The sequence below is a fragment of the Mesorhizobium sp. WSM4820 genome, from assembly GCF_055811075.1.
The window spans coordinates 119,951-138,479 of sequence record NZ_JBVVQN010000009.1 but is presented as its reverse complement, the minus strand read 5'-3'; the positions used below and the strand labels follow the sequence as shown (position 1 = coordinate 138,479).

General features: G+C 62.2%; 17 protein-coding genes. 6 read left to right on the top strand and 11 right to left on the bottom strand.

The window, feature by feature from the left end; genetic code table 11:
- The first annotated feature begins 21 nt into the window (after positions 1-21).
- The 4 genes from corA (at position 22) to AC0L2R_RS16510 (ending at position 5,227) form a co-directional block, all read left to right on the top strand.
- Positions 22-1,116 carry a magnesium/cobalt transporter CorA gene (gene corA / locus AC0L2R_RS16525; RefSeq protein ID WP_473510217.1) on the top strand — a complete coding sequence of 365 codons (1,095 nt, stop codon included), beginning with the start codon at positions 22-24 and terminating at the stop codon, positions 1,114-1,116.
- A gap of 77 nt (positions 1,117-1,193) precedes the next feature.
- On the top strand, positions 1,194-1,568 hold the full coding sequence (gene rpsO / locus AC0L2R_RS16520; protein WP_274609416.1) for a 30S ribosomal protein S15: 375 nt from the start codon (positions 1,194-1,196) through the stop codon (positions 1,566-1,568).
- 406 nt (positions 1,569-1,974) lie between these two features.
- Positions 1,975-4,122, top strand: coding sequence for a polyribonucleotide nucleotidyltransferase (pnp, locus tag AC0L2R_RS16515; RefSeq protein ID WP_023802123.1), 2,148 nt, complete (start codon positions 1,975-1,977; stop codon positions 4,120-4,122).
- A 91-nt stretch (positions 4,123-4,213) separates the two neighbouring features.
- Complete coding sequence (locus AC0L2R_RS16510; RefSeq protein WP_473510215.1) at positions 4,214-5,227, top strand: class I SAM-dependent methyltransferase; 1,014 nt, start codon at positions 4,214-4,216, stop codon at positions 5,225-5,227.
- A 143-nt stretch (positions 5,228-5,370) separates the two neighbouring features.
- Here AC0L2R_RS16510 and fabI read toward each other — a convergent pair whose 3' ends face one another.
- The 3 genes from fabI to fabA form a co-directional block, all read right to left on the bottom strand.
- Entirely contained in the window at positions 5,371-6,183 is an 813-nt protein-coding gene (gene fabI / locus AC0L2R_RS16505) for an enoyl-ACP reductase FabI (protein ID WP_473490519.1), read from the bottom strand.
- 12 nt (positions 6,184-6,195) lie between these two features.
- Positions 6,196-7,416, bottom strand: coding sequence for a beta-ketoacyl-ACP synthase I (gene fabB / locus AC0L2R_RS16500; protein ID WP_473510213.1), 1,221 nt, complete (start codon positions 7,414-7,416; stop codon positions 6,196-6,198).
- Positions 7,417-7,544: 128 nt separating this feature from the next.
- Positions 7,545-8,063, bottom strand: a complete 519-nt coding sequence (gene fabA, locus AC0L2R_RS16495; protein WP_023802127.1) for a 3-hydroxyacyl-[acyl-carrier-protein] dehydratase FabA — start codon at positions 8,061-8,063, stop codon at positions 7,545-7,547.
- Positions 8,064-8,305: 242 nt separating this feature from the next.
- Between fabA and irrA the strand changes: the two genes are divergently transcribed.
- A complete protein-coding gene (gene irrA / locus AC0L2R_RS16490; protein WP_023802128.1) occupies positions 8,306-8,737 on the top strand; it encodes an iron response transcriptional regulator IrrA in 432 nt (143 codons plus the stop codon).
- Between the two features lie 70 nt (positions 8,738-8,807).
- On the opposite strand, the gene AC0L2R_RS16485 is transcribed toward irrA, so the two are convergent.
- Positions 8,808-9,365, bottom strand: coding sequence for an SH3 domain-containing protein (locus tag AC0L2R_RS16485; RefSeq protein WP_027151699.1), 558 nt, complete (start codon positions 9,363-9,365; stop codon positions 8,808-8,810).
- Positions 9,366-9,523: 158 nt separating this feature from the next.
- Here AC0L2R_RS16485 and AC0L2R_RS16480 point away from each other — a divergent pair, with 158 nt between their 5' ends.
- Positions 9,524-10,525 (top strand): 2-hydroxyacid dehydrogenase, encoded by a 1,002-nt coding sequence (locus AC0L2R_RS16480; protein ID WP_023802130.1) that lies wholly within the window; start codon positions 9,524-9,526, stop codon positions 10,523-10,525.
- Positions 10,526-10,553: 28 nt separating this feature from the next.
- On the opposite strand, the gene AC0L2R_RS16475 is transcribed toward AC0L2R_RS16480, so the two are convergent.
- The 7 genes from AC0L2R_RS16475 to AC0L2R_RS16445 all read right to left on the bottom strand — a co-directional run bounded on the left by AC0L2R_RS16475 (position 10,554) and on the right by AC0L2R_RS16445 (position 18,500).
- Positions 10,554-11,036: a GNAT family N-acetyltransferase gene (locus tag AC0L2R_RS16475; RefSeq protein ID WP_473510212.1), complete on the bottom strand. Its 483-nt coding sequence runs from the start codon at positions 11,034-11,036 to the stop codon at positions 10,554-10,556.
- 18 nt (positions 11,037-11,054) lie between these two features.
- Positions 11,055-11,810, bottom strand: a complete 756-nt coding sequence (locus tag AC0L2R_RS16470; protein WP_473510211.1) for a molybdopterin-synthase adenylyltransferase MoeB — start codon at positions 11,808-11,810, stop codon at positions 11,055-11,057.
- A 303-nt stretch (positions 11,811-12,113) separates the two neighbouring features.
- Positions 12,114-13,268, bottom strand: a complete 1,155-nt coding sequence (gene recF / locus AC0L2R_RS16465) for a DNA replication/repair protein RecF (protein ID WP_473510209.1) — start codon at positions 13,266-13,268, stop codon at positions 12,114-12,116.
- 128 nt (positions 13,269-13,396) lie between these two features.
- Positions 13,397-14,515 carry a DNA polymerase III subunit beta gene (gene dnaN, locus AC0L2R_RS16460; protein WP_473510207.1) on the bottom strand — a complete coding sequence of 373 codons (1,119 nt, stop codon included), beginning with the start codon at positions 14,513-14,515 and terminating at the stop codon, positions 13,397-13,399.
- 333 nt (positions 14,516-14,848) lie between these two features.
- The gene (gene dnaA, locus AC0L2R_RS16455; RefSeq protein ID WP_023802135.1) at positions 14,849-16,321 is read right to left on the bottom strand and encodes a chromosomal replication initiator protein DnaA; all 1,473 of its coding nucleotides are present in this window, start codon (positions 16,319-16,321) and stop codon (positions 14,849-14,851) included.
- Between the two features lie 934 nt (positions 16,322-17,255).
- Entirely contained in the window at positions 17,256-17,522 is a 267-nt protein-coding gene (rpsT, locus tag AC0L2R_RS16450) for a 30S ribosomal protein S20 (protein WP_023802137.1), read from the bottom strand.
- Positions 17,523-17,726: 204 nt separating this feature from the next.
- A complete protein-coding gene (locus AC0L2R_RS16445; protein WP_287058618.1) occupies positions 17,727-18,500 on the bottom strand; it encodes an enoyl-CoA hydratase in 774 nt (257 codons plus the stop codon).
- Between the last annotated feature and the right edge of the window lie 29 nt (positions 18,501-18,529).

The window sequence follows — 18,529 nt, the reverse complement described above, 5'->3', positions numbered from 1 at the left end:
AGAGGTACATTCGAGGGGCACATGGCAAAGGCCGAGACGATCAGGAAGCGGGCGCCGGTGACAGAACGGCGGCCGCCGATCGGCGCATCACCAGGCACACTGATCGCCGACCCTGCGGCGCGGCGCAGCGAACTGCGACTGACACTGATGTCGCCCGACAAATTCGAGACAATCGAAGATGCCAGCATCAACGACCTGAATGCTCATTGCAACGCATGGCCGGTCATCTGGCTCGATTGCACCGGTCTCGCCAACATCCCGCTGATCGAGGAGATCGGCCGGATTTTCAGCCTGCATCCGCTGGCGCTGGAAGACGTCGTCAACACCGGCCAGCGGCCGAAGGTGGACTTCTTCGAGGACCATGCCTTCGTCGTCGTCAGGATGATCGACGACGTCACCGCGCATCGCTACGAGCAGATCGCGGTCTTCTTCGGCAGGAACTTCGTCGTCACCTTCCAGGAGCGCGAAGGCGATCCGTTCGATCCCGTGCGCAAGCGCATCGAAAGCTCGATGCCCAACCGGCTGCGCTCACGCGGCGCCGACTATCTCGCCTATGCGCTGATCGACGCCATTGTCGACAGTTATTTCCCGCCGATCGAGACCGCCGGCGACTTGGTCGACAGCATCGAGGACCAGATGCTGCGCGCGGCGGACAGGCACCAGATGCGGCGGCTTCACGAGTTGCGGCGCGACGCCAACGTGCTGAAGGGGGTGCTTTGGCCGATGCGCGACGCGCTGGCGACGCTGATCCGCAACGACGTGCCCTACGTCAAGCCCGAGACCAAGATCTTCCTGAACGACACGCTCGATCACTCGCTTCGGCTCATCGAACTGGTCGAAACCCAGCGCGACATGCTGACCGGTCTGATCGAGATGCATCTGTCGCTGAGTCAGGCACGCACCAGCGACGTCATCAGCTATCTGACGATCGTCTCGGTGATCTTCATCCCGCTCACCTTTCTCGCTGGCGTGTGGGGCATGAACTTCGATCCCGAAGCCTCGCCATGGAACATGCCGGAGCTGAAGGCCCAATACGGCTATCCGGCAGCGCTGGTGTTCATGGCCGTTGTCGCGCTCGGGCTTGTCGCCTTCTTCAGATGGAAGAAGTGGCTTTAGCCGAGGCGAAATCTTCGTTTGTGCAGCAAAAAGCCGGCTTGTGAATTGGGCTGGTGTTTTTGCCTGAATTGCACTATATGCGCCGCAGCATCGTGCAATGCCACGTTGCTTGTACCGGCCCCTGCTGGACGACATCCCGGCCGAGGGCGTCCCGTTTCCTCAAACAGATAAGGAAAAACACGATGTCGATTACTGCCGAGCGCAAGAAGGAATTGATGGGTGAATTCGCAACCGCCAAGGGCGATACCGGGTCTCCGGAAGTCCAGGTGGCCATCCTTTCCGAGCGCATCAAGAACCTGACCGACCATTTCAAGGACCACAAGAAGGATAACCATTCCCGCCGTGGTCTGCTCGCTCTCGTCTCCCAGCGCCGCAGCCTGCTTGATTATCTCAAGCGCAAGGACGACGCGCGCTATCAGACGCTGATCGAGAAGCTCGGTCTGCGCCGTTGACGAATTGACCGGCGGGTTCTTTCGAGAGCCCGCCGGTCGCGCATTGGAGCAGTCCATTGCTCCAATGAAGGAAGTAGAGCGCCGCGCTTCGATTTGGACGCGCACATGGGACGCTCTGAAACTTTGAGTTTGCGCAAGGCATTTCCGAGAGCCGCGGTTTTCGGGTCATGCGCAAGGCCAGTCGGATCGATTGGCCAGACCCGGTTTCGATATAGCACAGGGCCATTCGAAACCGCCCATGGACGGTCATGGGGCAGGATTGCAGGACGCTCGCGCGGCACCCGCGCCGGATTTACCCGAGCTTCCCGTTGTCTTGCCCGTGGCTGCCCGAGAAACGAAGCCAAGGGAAAGGGGCACTCGCGCACGATGAAATGGCGCGGCCCTTTCCGGATATGAAGGACAAGACATGTTCAATCACCACAAAGTGGAAATCGAATGGGGCGGCCGTCCGCTCATCCTCGAAACCGGCAAGATTGCGCGCCAGGCTGACGGCGCGGTGCTCGCCACCTACGGCGAAACCAAGGTTCTCGCCACCGTCGTTTCGATGAAGGAACCAAAACCCGGCCTCGATTTCTTCCCGCTGACTGTCAACTACCAGGAAAAGACCTATGCCGCCGGCAAGATCCCGGGCGGCTATTTCAAGCGCGAAGGCCGTCCGAGCGAAAAGGAAACGCTGGTTTCCCGTCTCATCGACCGTCCGATCCGCCCACTCTTCGCTGACGGTTACAAGAACGACACGCAGATCGTTGTCACCGTCGTCCAGCATGATCTCGAAAACGACCCGGACATCCTGTCGATCGTCGCCACCTCGGCGGCTTTGACGCTGTCCGGCGTCCCTTTCATGGGTCCGATCGGCGGCGCCCGCGTCGGCTACATCAACGGCGAATATGTGCTCAATCCGCATGTCGACGAGATGCAGGAATCCAAGCTTGACCTGATCGTCGCCGGCACCTCCGACGCCGTGCTGATGGTCGAGTCCGAAGCCAAGGAACTCGGCGAGGATCTGATGCTCGGCGCCGTCATGTTCGGCCATCGCGGCTTCCAGCCGGTGATCGACGCCATCATCAAGCTGGCAGAAGTCGCCGCCAAGGATCCGCGTGACTTCACCGCGCCGGATTATTCGGCGCTTGAAGCCGAGATGCTGAAGATCGTCGAAGGCGAGCTTCGCGATGCCTACAAGATCACTGACAAGCAGAAGCGCTATGCCGCTGTCGACGCCGTCAAGGCGAAGGTCAAGGCTGCGTTCGCACCCGCAGAAGGCGAAGAAGCCAAGTATACGTCCGAGCAGATCGGCACCGTGTTCAAGGAGCTCCAGGCCAAGGTCGTGCGCTGGAACATCCTCGACACCGGTTCGCGCATCGACGGCCGCGATCTGAAGACGGTTCGCAAGATCGTCTCCGAAGTCGGCGTCCTGCCGCGCACCCACGGCTCGGCGCTGTTCACCCGCGGCGAGACCCAGGCGCTGGTCGTCGCCACGCTCGGCACCGGGGAGGACGAGCAGTATGTCGATTCGCTGACCGGCATGTACAAGGAAAAGTTCCTCCTTCACTACAACTTCCCTCCCTATTCGGTCGGTGAAACCGGTCGCATGGGGTCGCCCGGCCGCCGCGAAATCGGCCACGGCAAGCTCGCCTGGCGCGCGATCCGCCCGATGCTGCCGACATCGGACCAGTTCCCCTACACGCTGCGCGTCGTCTCGGAGATCACCGAGTCCAACGGCTCGTCGTCGATGGCTACCGTCTGCGGCACCTCGCTGGCGCTGATGGATGCCGGTGTGCCGCTGGCCAAGCCGGTCGCCGGCATCGCCATGGGTCTGATCAAGGAAGGCGAGCGCTTCGCGGTGCTCTCCGACATCCTCGGCGACGAGGACCATCTCGGCGACATGGACTTCAAGGTTGCCGGCACCGCCAACGGCATCACCTCGCTGCAGATGGACATCAAGATCGAGGGCATCACCGAGGAGATCATGAAGATCGCGCTGGATCAGGCCAAGGACGGCCGCCAGCATATCCTCGGCGAAATGGGCCATGCGCTGTCCGGCGCGCGCTCCGAACTCGGCGAATTCGCGCCGCGCATCGAGGTCATGCACATCCCGACCGACAAGATCCGCGACGTGATCGGCTCGGGCGGCAAGGTCATCCGCGAGATCGTCGAAAAGACCGGCGCCAAGATCAACATCGAGGACGACGGCACGGTCAAGATCGCTTCGTCCAACGCCAAGGAGATCGAGGCGGCGAAGAAGTGGATCCACACCATCGTCGCCGAGCCGGAAGTCGGCGAAATCTACGAGGGCACGGTCGTCAAGACCGCCGACTTCGGCGCTTTCGTCAACTTCTTCGGTCCGCGTGACGGCCTCGTCCACATCTCGCAGCTTGCCAATGATCGCGTCGCCAAGACTTCGGACGTCGTCAAGGAAGGCGACAAGGTCTGGGTCAAGCTGATGGGCTTCGACGAGCGCGGCAAGGTCCGCCTGTCGATGAAGGTCGTCGACCAGGCCACCGGCAAGGAAATCGCCCGTGACAAAAAGGCCGACGGCGAAGAAGACGCCGCCTGAGCGATCTGACCGAACAATCGAAACGGGCGCGCCGACAGGCCGCGCCCGCTTTCATTTTCTGGTCAAGCCAGCTGCACTTCGAGATCGAAAAATGTCCGCTGAGCCGCTGAAGACACTGTTCCATCCGTTCGAGGCGGAGGCTGTTTCCTTGCCGCGTAAGGGCGAGCGTGTCCTCTTTCTGGGCGCTGAGCCGGGCTTCCGCCTGCCCGAAGGTTTTGATGCAGCACTGCATCTGGTGCAAGGCTTCCGGCCGCATTATCGCGCGCTGCAGGCGGCCGGTTTCACCGTCACGCCGCGCCTGGAGGGCGAAGGTTTCGATGCGGCACTGGTGCTTGCCGGCCGTCATCGCGGGCAAAACGAATTGCGCATCGCCGAGGCGGTCGAGCGTGTGAGGCCGGGCGGGTCGATTGTCGCTGCCGGCGCCAAGGACGCTGGCATTGCCAGCCTGCGCAAGCGCATCGACGAGCTTGTGCCGCTCGATGGCCATTTGCCGAAACATCACGGCATCGCCTTCTGGTTTCATCGACCTGCCGATGCCGCGGTCGCAGCGGCACTTCGCGCCGCCAATCCAGCCCTTCTGGTCGAGGATCGGTTCCGCACCGCACCAGGCATGTTTTCTTTCGACATGATCGATGCAGGTTCGAGATTGCTGGTCGACAATCTGCCCGGCGACCTGCGTGGCAGCGTTGCCGATTTCTGCGCCGGCTGGGGCTATGTGGCGGCCGAGGTCGCCGCCCGCTCACCTGGCATATCGGCGCTCGATCTCTACGAGGCCGAGTTCGATGCGCTGGAGGCGGCGAAATTCAATATCGGCAACACAGCGGCGGAACCCGGTTTCTTCTGGATCGATCTTTTGAGCGAGCCGGTCGAGCGGCGCTATGGCGCCATCGCCATGAACCCGCCCTTCCATCGCAGCCGGGCGGCCGAGCCCGAGATCGGCGCCGGCATGATCCGCGCCGCGGCAAAGGCGCTGAAGCCGGGCGGTCGGCTGTTCGTGGTGGCGAACCGCCAGCTTCCCTACGAGCCGGTGCTGGCGGCCGCCTTCTCCAGCCATGCCGAGATTGCCCGCGACGGCATGTTCAAGGTTTTCGCGGCGCGCCGCTGAAGGCGGAGTTGACGGGACCAATGCATGTCGCGCAAAAGTGCGCAGCGGTTTTGCGATAACGACATGCATAAACAAGAACTTAAAGCGCGTCGCATGAATCCATTCAAACGCGACGCGCTTTAAGGCATCTTCTGCGGCCGAAATTACTCTCGTCCGCTGTCGGTCCGCTTCAGCTCGTCGAGCGCCGGCATCGATACGATGTGGTAGCCGGAATCGACATAGTGGATTTCGCCGGTGACGCCCGACGACAGGTCGGACAGCAGATAGAGCGCGGAACCACCGACTTCGTCGATGGTCACTGTGCGGCGCAGCGGCGAGTTGCGCTGCTGGTAGGAAAACATGTGGCGTGCGTCGGAAATCCCGGCGCCGGCCAGTGTCCGCACCGGTCCGGCGGATATGCCGTTCACCCTGATGCCGCGCGGGCCGTAGTCGTTGGCGAGATAGCGGACGCTGGCTTCAAGCCCGGCCTTGGCGACTCCCATGACGTTGTAGTTCGGCATGACGCGGACCGAACCGGCATAGGTCAGCGTGATCATCGAGCCGCCGTCCCTCATCAGCGCGGCCGCATGACGGGCGACCTCGGTGAAGGAATAGCAGGAGATGACCATAGTGCGGACGAAATTTTCGCGGCTGGTGTCGGCGTAAAGGCCTTTCAGCTCGTTCTTGTCGGAAAAGCCGATGGCGTGGACGACGAAGTCCAGGCCGCCCCAGGCCTCGCCCAAGGTCTCGAAGGTAGCGGCAACCGATGCGCTGTCCTCGACGTCGCAAGGCACGACCAGCGAGGAGCCGAGCTTGTCGGCGAGCGGCTTGACCCGGCGCCCGAAGGCTTCGCCCTGATAGGTGAAGGCGAGTTCCGCCCCATGTTCGGACAGTTTCCGGGCGATGCCCCAGGCGATCGAATGGTCGTTGGCGACACCCATGACAAGCCCGCGCTTGCCCTTCATCAATCCGTCCATGGTCGGCTGTCCTTATGCGGAATAGCGCTGGAAAATCAGCGTTGCGTTGGTGCCGCCGAAACCGAACGAGTTGGACAGGACGGTGTCGATCCTGGCATCGTCGATGCGCTCTCTCACGATCGGCATACCCTCGAATTCCGGATCGAGCTGCTCGATGTGGGCGCTCTCGCCGATGAAGCCGCCTTGCATCATCAGGATCGAGTAGATCGATTCCTGCACGCCGGCCGCACCCAGCGAGTGGCCGGTCAGCGATTTCGTCGAGGTGATGAACGGCATGTTTTCGCCGAACACCTCGCGGATCGCGCCCATTTCCCTGGAGTCGCCGACCGGCGTCGAGGTGCCGTGCGTGTTGATGTAGTCGACCGGCGAAGAGACTGTCGCCAGCGCCTGCCGCATGCAGCGCACCGCGCCTTCGCCCGAGGGCGCCACCATGTCGAAGCCGTCGGAGGTCGCGCCATAGCCGACGACCTCGGCGTAGATCTTGGCGCCGCGCGCCTTGGCATGCTCGAGCTCTTCCAGCACCAGCACGCCGGCGCCGCCGGCAATGACGAAGCCGTCGCGATCGACGTCATAGGCGCGCGAGGCAGCCGATGCCCGGTCGTTGAACTTGGAGGACATGGCGCCCATCGCATCGAACAGGTCCGACATCGTCCAGTCGAGGTCCTCATGGCCGCCAGCGAAGACCATGTCCTGCTTGCCCCACTGGATCAGTTCGTAGCCATTGCCGATGCAATGCGCCGAGGTCGAGCAGGCCGAAGAGATCGAATAATTGACGCCGTGGATCTTGAACCAGGTGGCGAGCGTCGCCGAAGCGGTCGACGACATCGCCTTCGGCACCGCGAACGGGCCGATGCGCTTGGGGCTGCCGTTCTTGAGCGTGGTTTCAGCGGCCTCGACGATGGTTCTGGTCGATGGTCCGCCCGATCCCATGACGATGCCGGTGCGCTCATTGGTGATCTCGTTCTCGCCAAGTCCAGCGTCCACGATCGCCTGGTCCATGGCGACATGGTTCCAGGCCGCACCTTGCGATAGGAAGCGCATGGCGCGGCGATCGATCAGCGCGGCGGGGTCGAGCGTCGGCGCTCCCCAGACCTGGCAGCGGAAGCCGTGTTCGGCGAAGGAATCGGAGAAGCTGATGCCGGATCTGGCATCATGCAGCGAGGCCTGCACCTCGTTGGCATTGTTGCCGATCGACGACACGATGCCGAGGCCTGTCACTACGACCCGTCTCATTCGCAACTCCTTCCAGCGCATGAACCCGAAACCTGCCGGACCGAAACCTGCCGGACAAGGATGCGCAAATTAAGTTCTACAGCTTCCTTTGCGCCTCCCGCGGACTTGCCGCGCTGCGCAGGCGCCGGTCAGGCGGCGGCCGATTGCTTGGACAGACCCACCTTGAGATCCGTTGCTGCGTATATGGGTTCGCCATCCGCCTTCAGCCAGCCATCGGCGATACCCAGCACCAGCCGGCCGCGCATCACGCGCTTGAAATCCACGCCATATTCTACCTTCTTGACCGACGGCGTCACCATGCCTTTGAATTTCACTTCGCCGGTCGACAGCGCCATGCCCTTGCCCGGCTCGCCGAGCCAGCCGAGGTAGAATCCCGTCAATTGCCACATGGCGTCGAGGCCCAGGCATCCCGGCATGATCGGGTTGCCGATGAAGTGGCAGGCGAAAAACCACAGGTCCGGCTTGATGTCGAACTCGGCGCGGATGAAGCCCTTGTCGAAGGCGCCGCCGGTCTCGCTGATTTCGGTGATGCGGTCGAACATCAGCATCGGCGGATAGGGCAGCTGGGCGTTTCCAGGTCCGAACAGCTCGCCGCGGGCGCAGGCAAGCAGTTCCTCGTAATCGTAGCTGGATTTCGAAACCGCCATCAGTCTCCGTCCCCAATAATCGTCCGGGCGGTAGCGCGCCCTTGTCGTTGGTTCCTAACACAATCTATTTCCGGCCGGAAACCGGCGTTTGCGCTTAACCTGCCCGCCTGCCGGGGTCAATGCGCGCTATTGATCGTATTCGGCCGACAGAATATATGTCGGGTTATGTCCAGGTTCGGTCAATGTTCGTTTTTTGCCGTTCTGGGCAGCTCTTGAGGCGAAACTTGAGCTTGGACGGATAGATGGATCTGGGCTGCCGGAAGGAAAATGTCGCTGTGGACAAGCGGGTTCGCGAAGCTGGCCTGAGGCCGACGCGTCAGCGCATTGCGCTGGCCGATCTGCTTTTTGCCAAAGGCGACCGCCATCTGTCGGCCGAGGAACTGCACGAGGAGGCGATCGCCGCCGGCGTGCCGGTATCGCTCGCCACCGTCTACAACGCCCTTCATCAATTCACCCAGGCGGGCCTTCTGCGCATCCTGGCCGTCGAGGGGTCGAAGACCTACTTCGACACCAACACCTCCGATCACCATCATTTCTACATTGAGGGCGAAAACAGGATTTTTGACATCGCCAGCGGTCCTGTCACGGTTTCCAACCTGCCGGAGCCGCCGGAGGGCATGGAGATCGCCAATGTCGATATCGTGGTGAGGCTGCGCCCCAAACGCTGCGAGTGATCGGCTCGTCATAAGGCCGTGAGATACCGTTTCGCCGGTATCGGCCTCCGGACTCGACCGGCAAGAAGAGTCAGTCCTTGACCCGTTCGCCGGGATAGGCGCCCCAGACCAGCGACTGGGCGAGCCAGCCGGTGTGGCCACTGAAGGTCATTTCGCACCACTGGCCGTCACAGGACTTGATCGTGCCCATGGCGCCCGGCTCGACGATTGCGACGATGCCGGCATCCTTTTGCGGGTCGTCGAGCAGGTTGATTCGGGCATCTTTGCCGCGCTGCCAGGGTGCTACGATCGCCGTGCGGCGACCTGAAAGCAGCGACTGGTTGATCCAGCCTTCCGAGCCGTCGGCATCGCGCACCCGACGCCAGGTGTCGAATTCCTGGATGATCTCCATCGGCAGGCCGGGCTTCATATACATCCAGTCGACGGAATAGTTGACGCCTGGTCCGACGCGGGAGTTGACGCGGCCGGCTTTCAGGCTGACGAAGCGCGGCAGCGGCAGGCCGCTCGGCCCGAGCGTGACGCTCTGGGTCGGTGCTGCCGCATTCTGTGCCGCCACATCCGGGGAATAAAGCAGAGCGCCGAGAAATGCTGCGCTGAGGGCCAGGCGGAGCGACGCGAAACCAGACACTTTCGTTCCCTTTCGGCACCGGCTCATCGGCCCTGGCGCCCCTTTTTCTTTGTCTTCGGCGGAACCTCTTGTTACATGGAGAACTGGCACCGCGACCGGCCTGCAGTTTCGCCTGTCTTGGTTAAAGAGGTCTCAACGAGGTCGGGTTCGAGGAAACAATGGTAGGCAGAAAAAGGCCCCTCGTCGTCATCACGCGCAAGCTGCCCGACCCGGTCGAGACCCGCATGCGTGAGCTGTTCGACGCCCGGCTGAATGTCGAAGACCGGCCGATGACGCAGCCGGAACTGGTCGCGGCGGTCAAGGAAGCCGACGTGCTGGTGCCGACCATAACCGATCAAATCGACGCAGCCCTGATCGCCCAGGCCGGCGACAACCTCAAGCTGATCGCCAATTTCGGCAACGGCGTCGACAAGATCGACGTGTCAGCAGCAGCGAAGAAGGGCATTACCGTCACCAACACGCCGAACGTTTTGACCGAAGATACCGCCGACATGACCATGGCGCTGATGCTGGCGGTGCCGCGGCGGCTGGCGGAAGGCGCCAATGTGCTGACCGGCGACAAGAAATGGGCCGGCTGGTCGCCGACCTGGATGCTCGGCCGGCGTATCTGGGGCAAACGCCTCGGCATTGTCGGCATGGGCCGCATCGGCACCGCCGTCGCCCGGCGGGCCAAGGCCTTTGGCCTGTCGATCCACTATCACAACCGCCATCGCGTGCTTGCCGCGGTCGAGGATGAGCTGGAGGCGACCTATTGGGAAAGCCTCGACCAGATGCTTGCCCGCATGGACATCATATCGGTCAATTGTCCGTCGACGCCGGCGACCTTCCATCTGCTTTCGGCGCGGCGGCTGGCGCTTCTGCAACCGTCCGCTTACATCGTCAACACGGCGCGCGGCGACATCATCGACGAGGACTCTCTGGTCAAGCTGATCCAGGACGGCAAGATTGCCGGCGCCGGGCTCGATGTCTACGAGCATGAGCCGGCGCTGAACAGCAAATTGCTGAAGCTCGCCGCCAAGGGCAAGGTCGTGCTGTTGCCGCATATGGGGTCGGCGACGCTCGAAGGCCGGATCGACATGGGCGAGAAGGTGATCATCAACATCCGCGCCTTCTTCGATGGCCATCGGCCGCCGGATCGCGTGCTGCCGCTGCGGACGTGACCGGCTGCCATAGTAAGTTAGCGTAGGCTTACGAAAGAACCTTGCGCATGGTGATCGAGGTCGGTCGGTCATAGCCACTGTGCGCCGTCCGTTCCGTTTCGCGAAAGCCGAGGCGGGCAAAGGCCGCGTGATTCGCGGTCAATTCGATCCGCGTCTGAAGCTCGATCGCAGGCTTGCCGCGGTTGCGGGCAAAATTCTCGACAGCTTGCATCAGCCGCCTGGCGATGCCTTGTCCCCGAAAATCCGGTTCGACCGCGAGCTTTCCGACATAGAAATCTCTGGCCCGCTCAAGGACAAAAACGCAGCCGACAATCCTGCCGTCCTTCAGCGCCGCAAAGCCCGTCTCCTGCCGGGCCTTGTCCCGGAGATTTTCGACCGTGAGCCGATGCGCCGAGGATGGCGGATCGATGACGCCATCCATGGCAGCGAAGGCGCGCATAATCAGCGCCAACACCTCGTCCCAACGGTCGAAATCGGCCGGAAGCTGCGCGACGGAATCCGGGCTGTCCAAAATCTAGCTGCTCTTGTTCTAGCTGCTCTTGTAGCGGATCGTGTCGAAGCGGGCGGCCAATGCATCGTAAAGCAGCAGCCGGCCGACCAGCGGTTCGCCGATGCCGGCGATCAGCTTGATCGCCTCCATGGCCTGCAGCGTGCCGACGACGCCGGTCAGCACGCCGAGCACGCCGGCCACGGCGCAGGATGGCACCAGGCCGGCCGGCGGTGGTTCCGGGAAAAGATCGCGATAACTCGGATTCGGCCTGCCATCCGTGCCGGTCTCGAACGGTTTCAGCACGGTCACCGAGCCGTCGAAGCGGCCGACGGCGGCATGGACCAGCGGCCGCTTTTCCGCAGCGCAGGCGTCGGCCACCGCATAACGGGTTTCGAAATTGTCGGAGCCGTCGACGACGATGTCATATCGGGCGACTAGGGCAGGGGCGTTGTCCGCCGTCAGCCTGAGATTGTGCAGTTCCACGGCGACGTTGGGGTTGATGCGGGCGATCGCCGCCTTGGCACTGTCGGTCTTCGCCATGCCGACAGCGCCGGTGCCGTGGATCACCTGCCTTTGCAGGTTCGACAGCGAGACGCTGTCGTCGTCGACGATGCCGAGCGTGCCGACGCCGGCTGCGGCAAGATATTCAAGCACCGGCGCTCCCAGCCCGCCGGCGCCGACGACCAGGACCCGAGCCCGCTTCAGTCGCTGCTGGCCGGCGCCGCCGATCTCGGGCAGCACGATGTGGCGGGCGTAGCGTTCGAGTTCTTCGTTGGTGAGCGCGGTGGTGATCATCGCCGGACCATATAGCGGGAGAAAAATCTTGTCAGGCGGTAATGCACGTTGCCAAAGCCTGCCATCGGCTTGCCCATCGGGGTGCGCTGCAGTTGAATAGTGTGAATGGTGAATAGTGAATGGTGAATAGTGAATAGTGAATAGTGAATAGTGAATAGTGAATAGTGAATAGTGAATAGTGAATAGTGAATAGTGAATAGCGACCACTCAGTAGTGACTAGTGATTAGTGAAATAATGGCGCTCTCACTACCATTCACCATTCACCATTCACCATTCACCATTCACAATTCACCATTCACCATTCACCGAACCGTGCCATGATCGACGGTCAAAAACTGCGCGCGTCCGTTGAGACTGGAAAACAGCGCCGCATCGGTCCCGGTCATGAAAGCCTGGCAATTCAGCTCTTCGAGGATCGAGAACAGCGCGGCGCGTCGGCCCGCGTCGAGATGGGCGGCGATTTCGTCGAGCAGCAGGATCGGCGTCATGCCCGACATCTCGCCGGTCAGCCGGGCGTGCGACAGGACCATGCCGACCAGCAGCGCCTTCTGCTCGCCGGTCGAGCAGAGTTCGGCCGGCATCGCCTTTGGCCGGTGCCGTACAACGAGATCCGACCGGTGCGGCCCGTCGAGCGTGCGCCCGGCGGCGCGGTCGCGATCGCGGCCTTCGGCAAGCGCGCGGCGGAACCGCTCCTCGACATCGACAGCCGCGCTGGTTGTGACCTCGCTTTCCAGCGCGCCGGACAGGCCGATGTCGGCTTGCGGAAACGGACCGGAGCTTGGCAGTCTGCCGATCATGGCGGTGAGCAGGCGCACCAGTTCGGCACGCGCCGCGGCAATTGCCACACCGGTTTCGGCCATTTGCGTCTCGATCGCATCGAACCAGGCGCCATCGCGCGAGCCTTCGGCAAGCAGTCGATTGCGGCCGCGCATCGCTTTTTCGTAGTCGAGCGCGCGCTGGCCGTGGCCCGGATCGATCGCCAGCACCTGCCGGTCGAGAAGGCGCCGCCGATCTGCGGCCGGCCCGGTGAACAATGCATCCATCGCCGGTGTCAGCCAGACGACGCGCAGCCATTCCAGCATGTCCTCCGCCGAGCGCGCCGCCGCGCCGTTGATCCGCACCCGCCGGCCGCTCTCGGCGGCATCGCCGCCTGCGATGCCGGTGCCGATCTCGACCGGGCCGTCCGGCCCATCGAGCCGGGCATGGATGGCAAAGCCGCCGTCGCCGCCTTCGCGCGCCACGTCGGCATAAGGCGCACGGCGCAGGCCGCGCCCCGGCGTCAACAGGGAAATCGCCTCCAGCAGATTGGTTTTGCCGGCGCCATTGTCACCGGAAAAGACCACCGGGCCGGGATCGAGATCGATCGACAGTGTTGTGTAATTGCGGAAATTGGTAAGTGACAGCTTACTTATATAAGTCTGCTGGTCGTGCTCAGGCTGCTTCGCAACTCCGGTCATGACAGCAAGATGGCCTCGTTCCGGCCTAAAGCGCGCCGCGTTTGACCGGCCTCATGCGACGCGCTTTAGGTTGTTGTTTTATGCATATCGTTATCGCAAAAACGCTGCACACTTTTGCGCGACATGCATCAGACCCGCATCGGCATCAGCACGTAGAGCGTGGTTTCGTCGGCCATGTCGTGGATCAGCGTTGGCGAGCCGGCATCCGCCAGCATGAATTTTGCCTCGGTGCCGGTCAACTGGGCGGCGACGTCGAGCAGATATTTGGCGTTGAAGCCGATTTCGATCGCGTCGGACGAATAATCCGCGGCCAGTTCTTCGGTGGCGCTGCCCGAATCCGGATTGTTGACAGCAAGCGTGACCTGGCCTTCTCCAATCGAAAGCTTCACCGCCCGGCCGCGTTCGGACGAAATGGTCGAGACGCGGTCGACGGCCGCGGCGAAACTCTGGCGGTCGATGATCAGCTTCTTGTCGTTGCCGGTCGGGATCACCCGCTGATAGTCCGGGAAGGTGCCGTCGATCAGCTTCGAGGTCAAGACGACACTGCCGATGGTGAAGCGGATCTTGGTGTCGGACAATTCGGTGGTCACCGCGATATCAGGGTCATCGACGAGCTTTTGCAGTTCGCTGACCGTCTTGCGCGGAATGATGATGCCCGGCATGCCTTCCGATCCCGCCGGCGCGTCGATCTCGGCGCGCGCCAGCCGATGGCCGTCGGTCGCTACCGAGCGCAGCTTCAGCTTGCCGTCGGCGTCATGCGTGTGCAGGTAGATGCCGTTCAGGTAGTAGCGCGTCTCTTCGGTGGAGATGGCGAATTGGGTCTTCTCGATCAGGCCCTTGAGCGCGACCGAATCGAGCCGGAAGATATGCGAGAACGATCCGGCCGAAAGCTCCGGGAAATCGGATTGCGGCAGGCACTGGAGGCGGAAGCTCGAGCGGCCCGAGGTCACCGTCATGGCGTTGCCGTCCTCGTCGGTCTTCAGCATGACCTCGGCGCCGTCGGCGAGCTTGCGCACGATGTCGTAGAGCAGGTGCGCCGGAACCGTCGTCGCCCCGCTGCGCTCGACCTTGGCGGGCGTGGCTTCGGTCACTTCCAGGTCGAGGTCGGTCGCCTTCATTTCAAGGGTGGCGCCTTCGGCGCTCAGCAGCACGTTCGACAGGATCGGTATGGTGTTGCGCCGCTCGACCACGCGATGAACGTGGTTGAGCGACTTCAGGAGATTTGACCGTTCCAGGATAACACGCATGACGAAACAGGCTCGCTTGAATGAATGAGCGGGTCTCCGGCAAGCGACAACCCGCGAAAGGTCTGAACAGGTCAGAATCTGCACAAACTGACAGGAAAAAACCGGTGAACGCAAGCCCGCGCTGACGGTTCGGGCCGGTTACGCGGGCTTTCTTGGGATAAAACCGGCGAAGCCCGCAAGCCAATGCTCGTCGCCCAAAAGTATGCCCTCGGGTCAGGCCCGGGTCAGGCCCGAGGGTGCGCAGCGGTTCTGCGGCAACGACGTGCATAAGGACGAAGATAACGAGCGCGTCGCGGCCATCCAGACGCGACACGCTTTTGTTTTTCGGGCTGGTCAGGCCTGGTCGTTGATCAGTCTTCTCAGCAATTCGAGCTCCTGCGCCAGCGTGTTGTCGACGCCTGAAAGATCCTCGATCTTGCGCACGGCATGCAGTACCGTCGTGTGATCGCGGCCACCGAAACGCCGCCCGATCTCCGGCAAGGAGCGCGGTGTCATCACCTTCGACAGGTACATGGCGACCTGCCGCGGCTTGACGATGGTGCGGGTGCGCCGGTTGGACAGAAGTTCCGTCTTCGACACATTGTAGTGGCGCGCGACGATGCGCTGGATGTCCTCGATGCGCACCCGCTTCGGCTCGCCCGAACGATAGATGTGGCCGAGGATCTCGTCGATGCGGTCGATGGTGATCTGCGGTTCGAACGACTGGCGGAACAGAAGCTGGTTGAACGCACCTTCGAGTTCACGCCCGCTGCCGGTCACCGTGCGGGCGACATGGTTGAGGATCTCCTCCGAGATGTCGAGCGATTGATCGTCGGCCTTGGCGGTGGCAAGGCGCAACTTGAGCATGCCGATCCGCATGGCGAAATCCGGCGCCGACATTTCGAGGGCGACGCCGCCGTTGAGGCGCGAGCGGACGCGGGGCTCCAGCGATTCCAGTTCCGACGGCGGCCGGTCGGCGGCGACCACCACCTGCTTGGCGCTGTCGAGCAGCATGTTGATCAGATGGCAGAATTCATGCTGGATCGACTTGCCTTGCAGGAACTGCATGTCGTCGATGATGAGGAGGTCGATGTCGCGCAATTGCTCCTTCAGCGTCAGCGCGTTGTTGTCGCGGATCGCGGTGGCAAACCGCCACATGAAATATTCGGCCGTGAGATAGACGACGCGCGATTTCGGATTCTGCTTCAGCGATTCCGCCGCGATCGCCTGCAGCAGGTGCGTCTTGCCCAGCCCCACCGTCGCGTGCAGAAACAGCGGATTGAAGCGCACCGCGCTCGACTGCGATTCCGCCACCGCCTTGGCGGCGGCGAAGGCCACCCGGTTCGACGGTCCTTCGATGAAGGAGCCGAACGTGTAGCGCGGGTCAAGCGGCGAACCGAGCACATTGTGCCGGAACTCGGTCTCGGCAGGCATTCCCGGGCGAGGTGCCGGTACCCGCTCCACCCTGCCGGGGGCCGCTGTTCCCGCGGCCAGCGCCGTTTGCGCCTGCCTGGTCATCTTGCGCGCCGGCGCCACTTCGGGTTCGACGCCGTTGCGCCCCGGGCGGGTAGCGGTGCGCACGACGATCTCGATCTTGAGGATTTCAGGATCCTCGTGTTTCCACAGCTCGGCGATGAGGTCGAGGTAGTGGCCGTTGATCCACGAGCGCAGGAAGGCGGTGGGCACCGAGATGCGGACAATGCCCCGGGACGCCTCGGCGACCTTCATGCGCCCGAACCAGCTCGAATAGACTTCGGTTCCCAGACGCGCCTTCAACTGGGCCTTGACCCGGTCGAACTTTTGTTCCGCGTCGATGGAAGCCGACATAGCGTCCCCTCCGGTTAAGGTCCCAGGGAATGGGAGGTCGCCCGTAAGCTCCCTTTCGATGCCGCTCTGCATGATCGAGTTCCTTGTCCTTTTGTACCTTTTTCCGCCGGGAATGCGCCTCCTGCATCCATGTTTCCGGCGACCGTGTCCTCACAGCGACACCATCGCCGCCGCCGGCAGCTGATGTCGCCTCATTGTCGGGGAACCGGCGCCGGCTCCTCGGAGCCAGCCCGCTTTGGTCATGTCAGGGCAATACAATTCCGCCCGGCGAAACGCCGGCGCGTCATTGATCTGCCATGTACAATTACGCCATTCCCCTACCGTATCGAAAAGGCAAACCAAACCCGTACGCGGAGATGATCCGCGTCATGAATTCTGCCATTTTGTGCTGGCCGATTCAGGCTGGGTTAAGGGCCAACGGCCCGTCCCTCTCGATAGACAGACCTTAGCGAAATCGCTGTGGATAGGGCAAGGCCACGACTAACGGATTTTTAAGGAATGTGGTTAGCGCAAACGTGTTCGGAGCCTGCGTTGCACTGGCTTGTTTTGACAAACCCATTGTGATTCAAACCCTTTTCCGGCGAATGTGAAAAAGGCCGCGTCGCGCGAAATTTTATCAAATAATTTTCTTGACAGGCAATTGTCCCCCATCCCTCGCACCCGATGTGAACAAGCTGTGGATGACCGTCCGCAACCGTTTGAAAAATAAAGGTGATTTTCGACAGTTGATATTTTCGCCGTGAACGCTTTCAGCGGCTGCGCCTGTCAGCCGGCAGGTATATGCCGGCAAAGCAATTCGAACTTCGAAATCGTGCGGGGTGTTGCTTGCGGGCTTTCTTTTTAAGTACTTGCCGGCAAACGAAAAAACCCGGCACGAGCGGCCGGGTCTGAAAAGGACAAGTTTAGTAAAGGTATATCAGCCCGGATATCCGGGTTAGGCCGACAACACCTTGAGGCGCTGGGCCAGGCGCGACACCTTGCGGGATGCCGTATTCTTGTGCACCACGCCCTTGCTCGCGGCGCGCATCAATTCCGGCTCAGCCACCTTGAAAGCAGCCTGCGCGGCCGCCTTGTCGCCCGAGGCGAGCGCCTCTTCGACCTGGCGGATGTAGGTCCGCACGCGCGAGCGGCGGTTCTTGTTGATCGCCGTGCGGCGGGCGATCTTGCGCGTTGCCTTTTTGGCCGAGGAGGTATTGGCCATGATGCCTCTCTTCTGATCTGGTGGGCGCATGCGGGATGCCGCAAGGCGCAAAAAACAAACGGGCAGCCACAGGGCCGCCTCGGTTGGTGCGGCTTATAGTTCAGCTTTTCCGGCGCGTCAACGCTGCTTCGCCTTCTTTTTGGGCCGCTGCTGTCGCTCGCTCCCGGCTGATGTTGTCGCCATCTACCAGTTCGAGAAATTTGGCTACCGGTTCGAGAAATTTGGCTTCCGCTTCTCGACAAAGGCCGCCATGCCTTCCTTCTGGTCATCGAGTGCAAACAGTGAGTGAAACAGCCGGCGCTCGAACCGCAGCCCCTCGGCCAGTGTCGTTTCATAGGCGCGGTTGACGGCCTCTTTCGCCATCATCACCGACGGCAGCGAAAAATCGGCTATCTTGGCCGCCGCCTTTAACGCCTCCTCGAGCAATTCGCCGGCGGGCACGACACGCGACACCAGGCCGCAACGCTCGGCTTCCGCCGCATCCATCATCCGTCCGGTCAGGCACATGTCCATCGCCTTCGACTTGCCGACGAAACGGGTCAGGCGCTGCGATCCGCCCATGCCCGGCATGACGCCGAGCGTGATCTCGGGCTGGCCGAACCTGGCGTTGTCGGCGGCGATGATGAAATCGCACATCATCGCAAGTTCGCAGCCGCCGCCGAGCGCATAGCCGGCCACCGCCGCGATGACGGGCTTGCGCACTCGGGTGAGCTCTTCCCAGCCGATAAAGAAATCCTGCACATACGCGTCGACAAAGGAGATCGCCTGCATTTCCTTGATGTCCGCACCTGCCGCGAAGGCTTTTTCGGAGCCGGTGATGACCATCGCGCCGATGTCGGCATTCGCGCAGAAGCCGTTCACGGCCGCGACCACGTCCGCCAGGACCTGCGAGTTCAGCGCATTGAGCGCCTTCGGCCGGTTCAGCGTGATCAGCCCGACCTTGCCGCGGGTTTCGACGATAATCGTTTCATAGGCCATGACTGTATCTCCTCACTCGGTCATCTCCT

Bases quoted from the DNA above. Each gene is read 5' to 3' on its own strand.
- corA (WP_473510217.1), top strand. From the start codon at position 22: ATGGCAAAGGCCGAGACGATCAGGAAGCGGGCGCCGGTGACAGAACGG.
- AC0L2R_RS16510 (WP_473510215.1), top strand. From the start codon at position 4,214: ATGTCCGCTGAGCCGCTGAAGACACTGTTCCATCCGTTCGAGGCGGAG.
- AC0L2R_RS16470 (WP_473510211.1), bottom strand. From the start codon at position 11,810: ATGATCACCACCGCGCTCACCAACGAAGAACTCGAACGCTACGCCCGC.
- recF (WP_473510209.1), bottom strand. From the start codon at position 13,268: ATGACCGGAGTTGCGAAGCAGCCTGAGCACGACCAGCAGACTTATATA.
- dnaN (WP_473510207.1), bottom strand. From the start codon at position 14,515: ATGCGTGTTATCCTGGAACGGTCAAATCTCCTGAAGTCGCTCAACCAC.
- rpsT (WP_023802137.1), bottom strand. From the start codon at position 17,522: ATGGCCAATACCTCCTCGGCCAAAAAGGCAACGCGCAAGATCGCCCGC.
- pnp (WP_023802123.1), top strand. From the start codon at position 1,975: ATGTTCAATCACCACAAAGTGGAAATCGAATGGGGCGGCCGTCCGCTC.
- AC0L2R_RS16445 (WP_287058618.1), bottom strand. From the start codon at position 18,500: ATGGCCTATGAAACGATTATCGTCGAAACCCGCGGCAAGGTCGGGCTG.
- fabI (WP_473490519.1), bottom strand. From the start codon at position 6,183: ATGGACGGATTGATGAAGGGCAAGCGCGGGCTTGTCATGGGTGTCGCC.
- fabB (WP_473510213.1), bottom strand. From the start codon at position 7,416: ATGAGACGGGTCGTAGTGACAGGCCTCGGCATCGTGTCGTCGATCGGC.
- rpsO (WP_274609416.1), top strand. From the start codon at position 1,194: ATGCGCCGCAGCATCGTGCAATGCCACGTTGCTTGTACCGGCCCCTGC.
- AC0L2R_RS16480 (WP_023802130.1), top strand. From the start codon at position 9,524: ATGGTAGGCAGAAAAAGGCCCCTCGTCGTCATCACGCGCAAGCTGCCC.
- fabA (WP_023802127.1), bottom strand. From the start codon at position 8,063: ATGGCGGTTTCGAAATCCAGCTACGATTACGAGGAACTGCTTGCCTGC.
- irrA (WP_023802128.1), top strand. From the start codon at position 8,306: ATGGATCTGGGCTGCCGGAAGGAAAATGTCGCTGTGGACAAGCGGGTT.
- dnaA (WP_023802135.1), bottom strand. From the start codon at position 16,321: ATGTCGGCTTCCATCGACGCGGAACAAAAGTTCGACCGGGTCAAGGCC.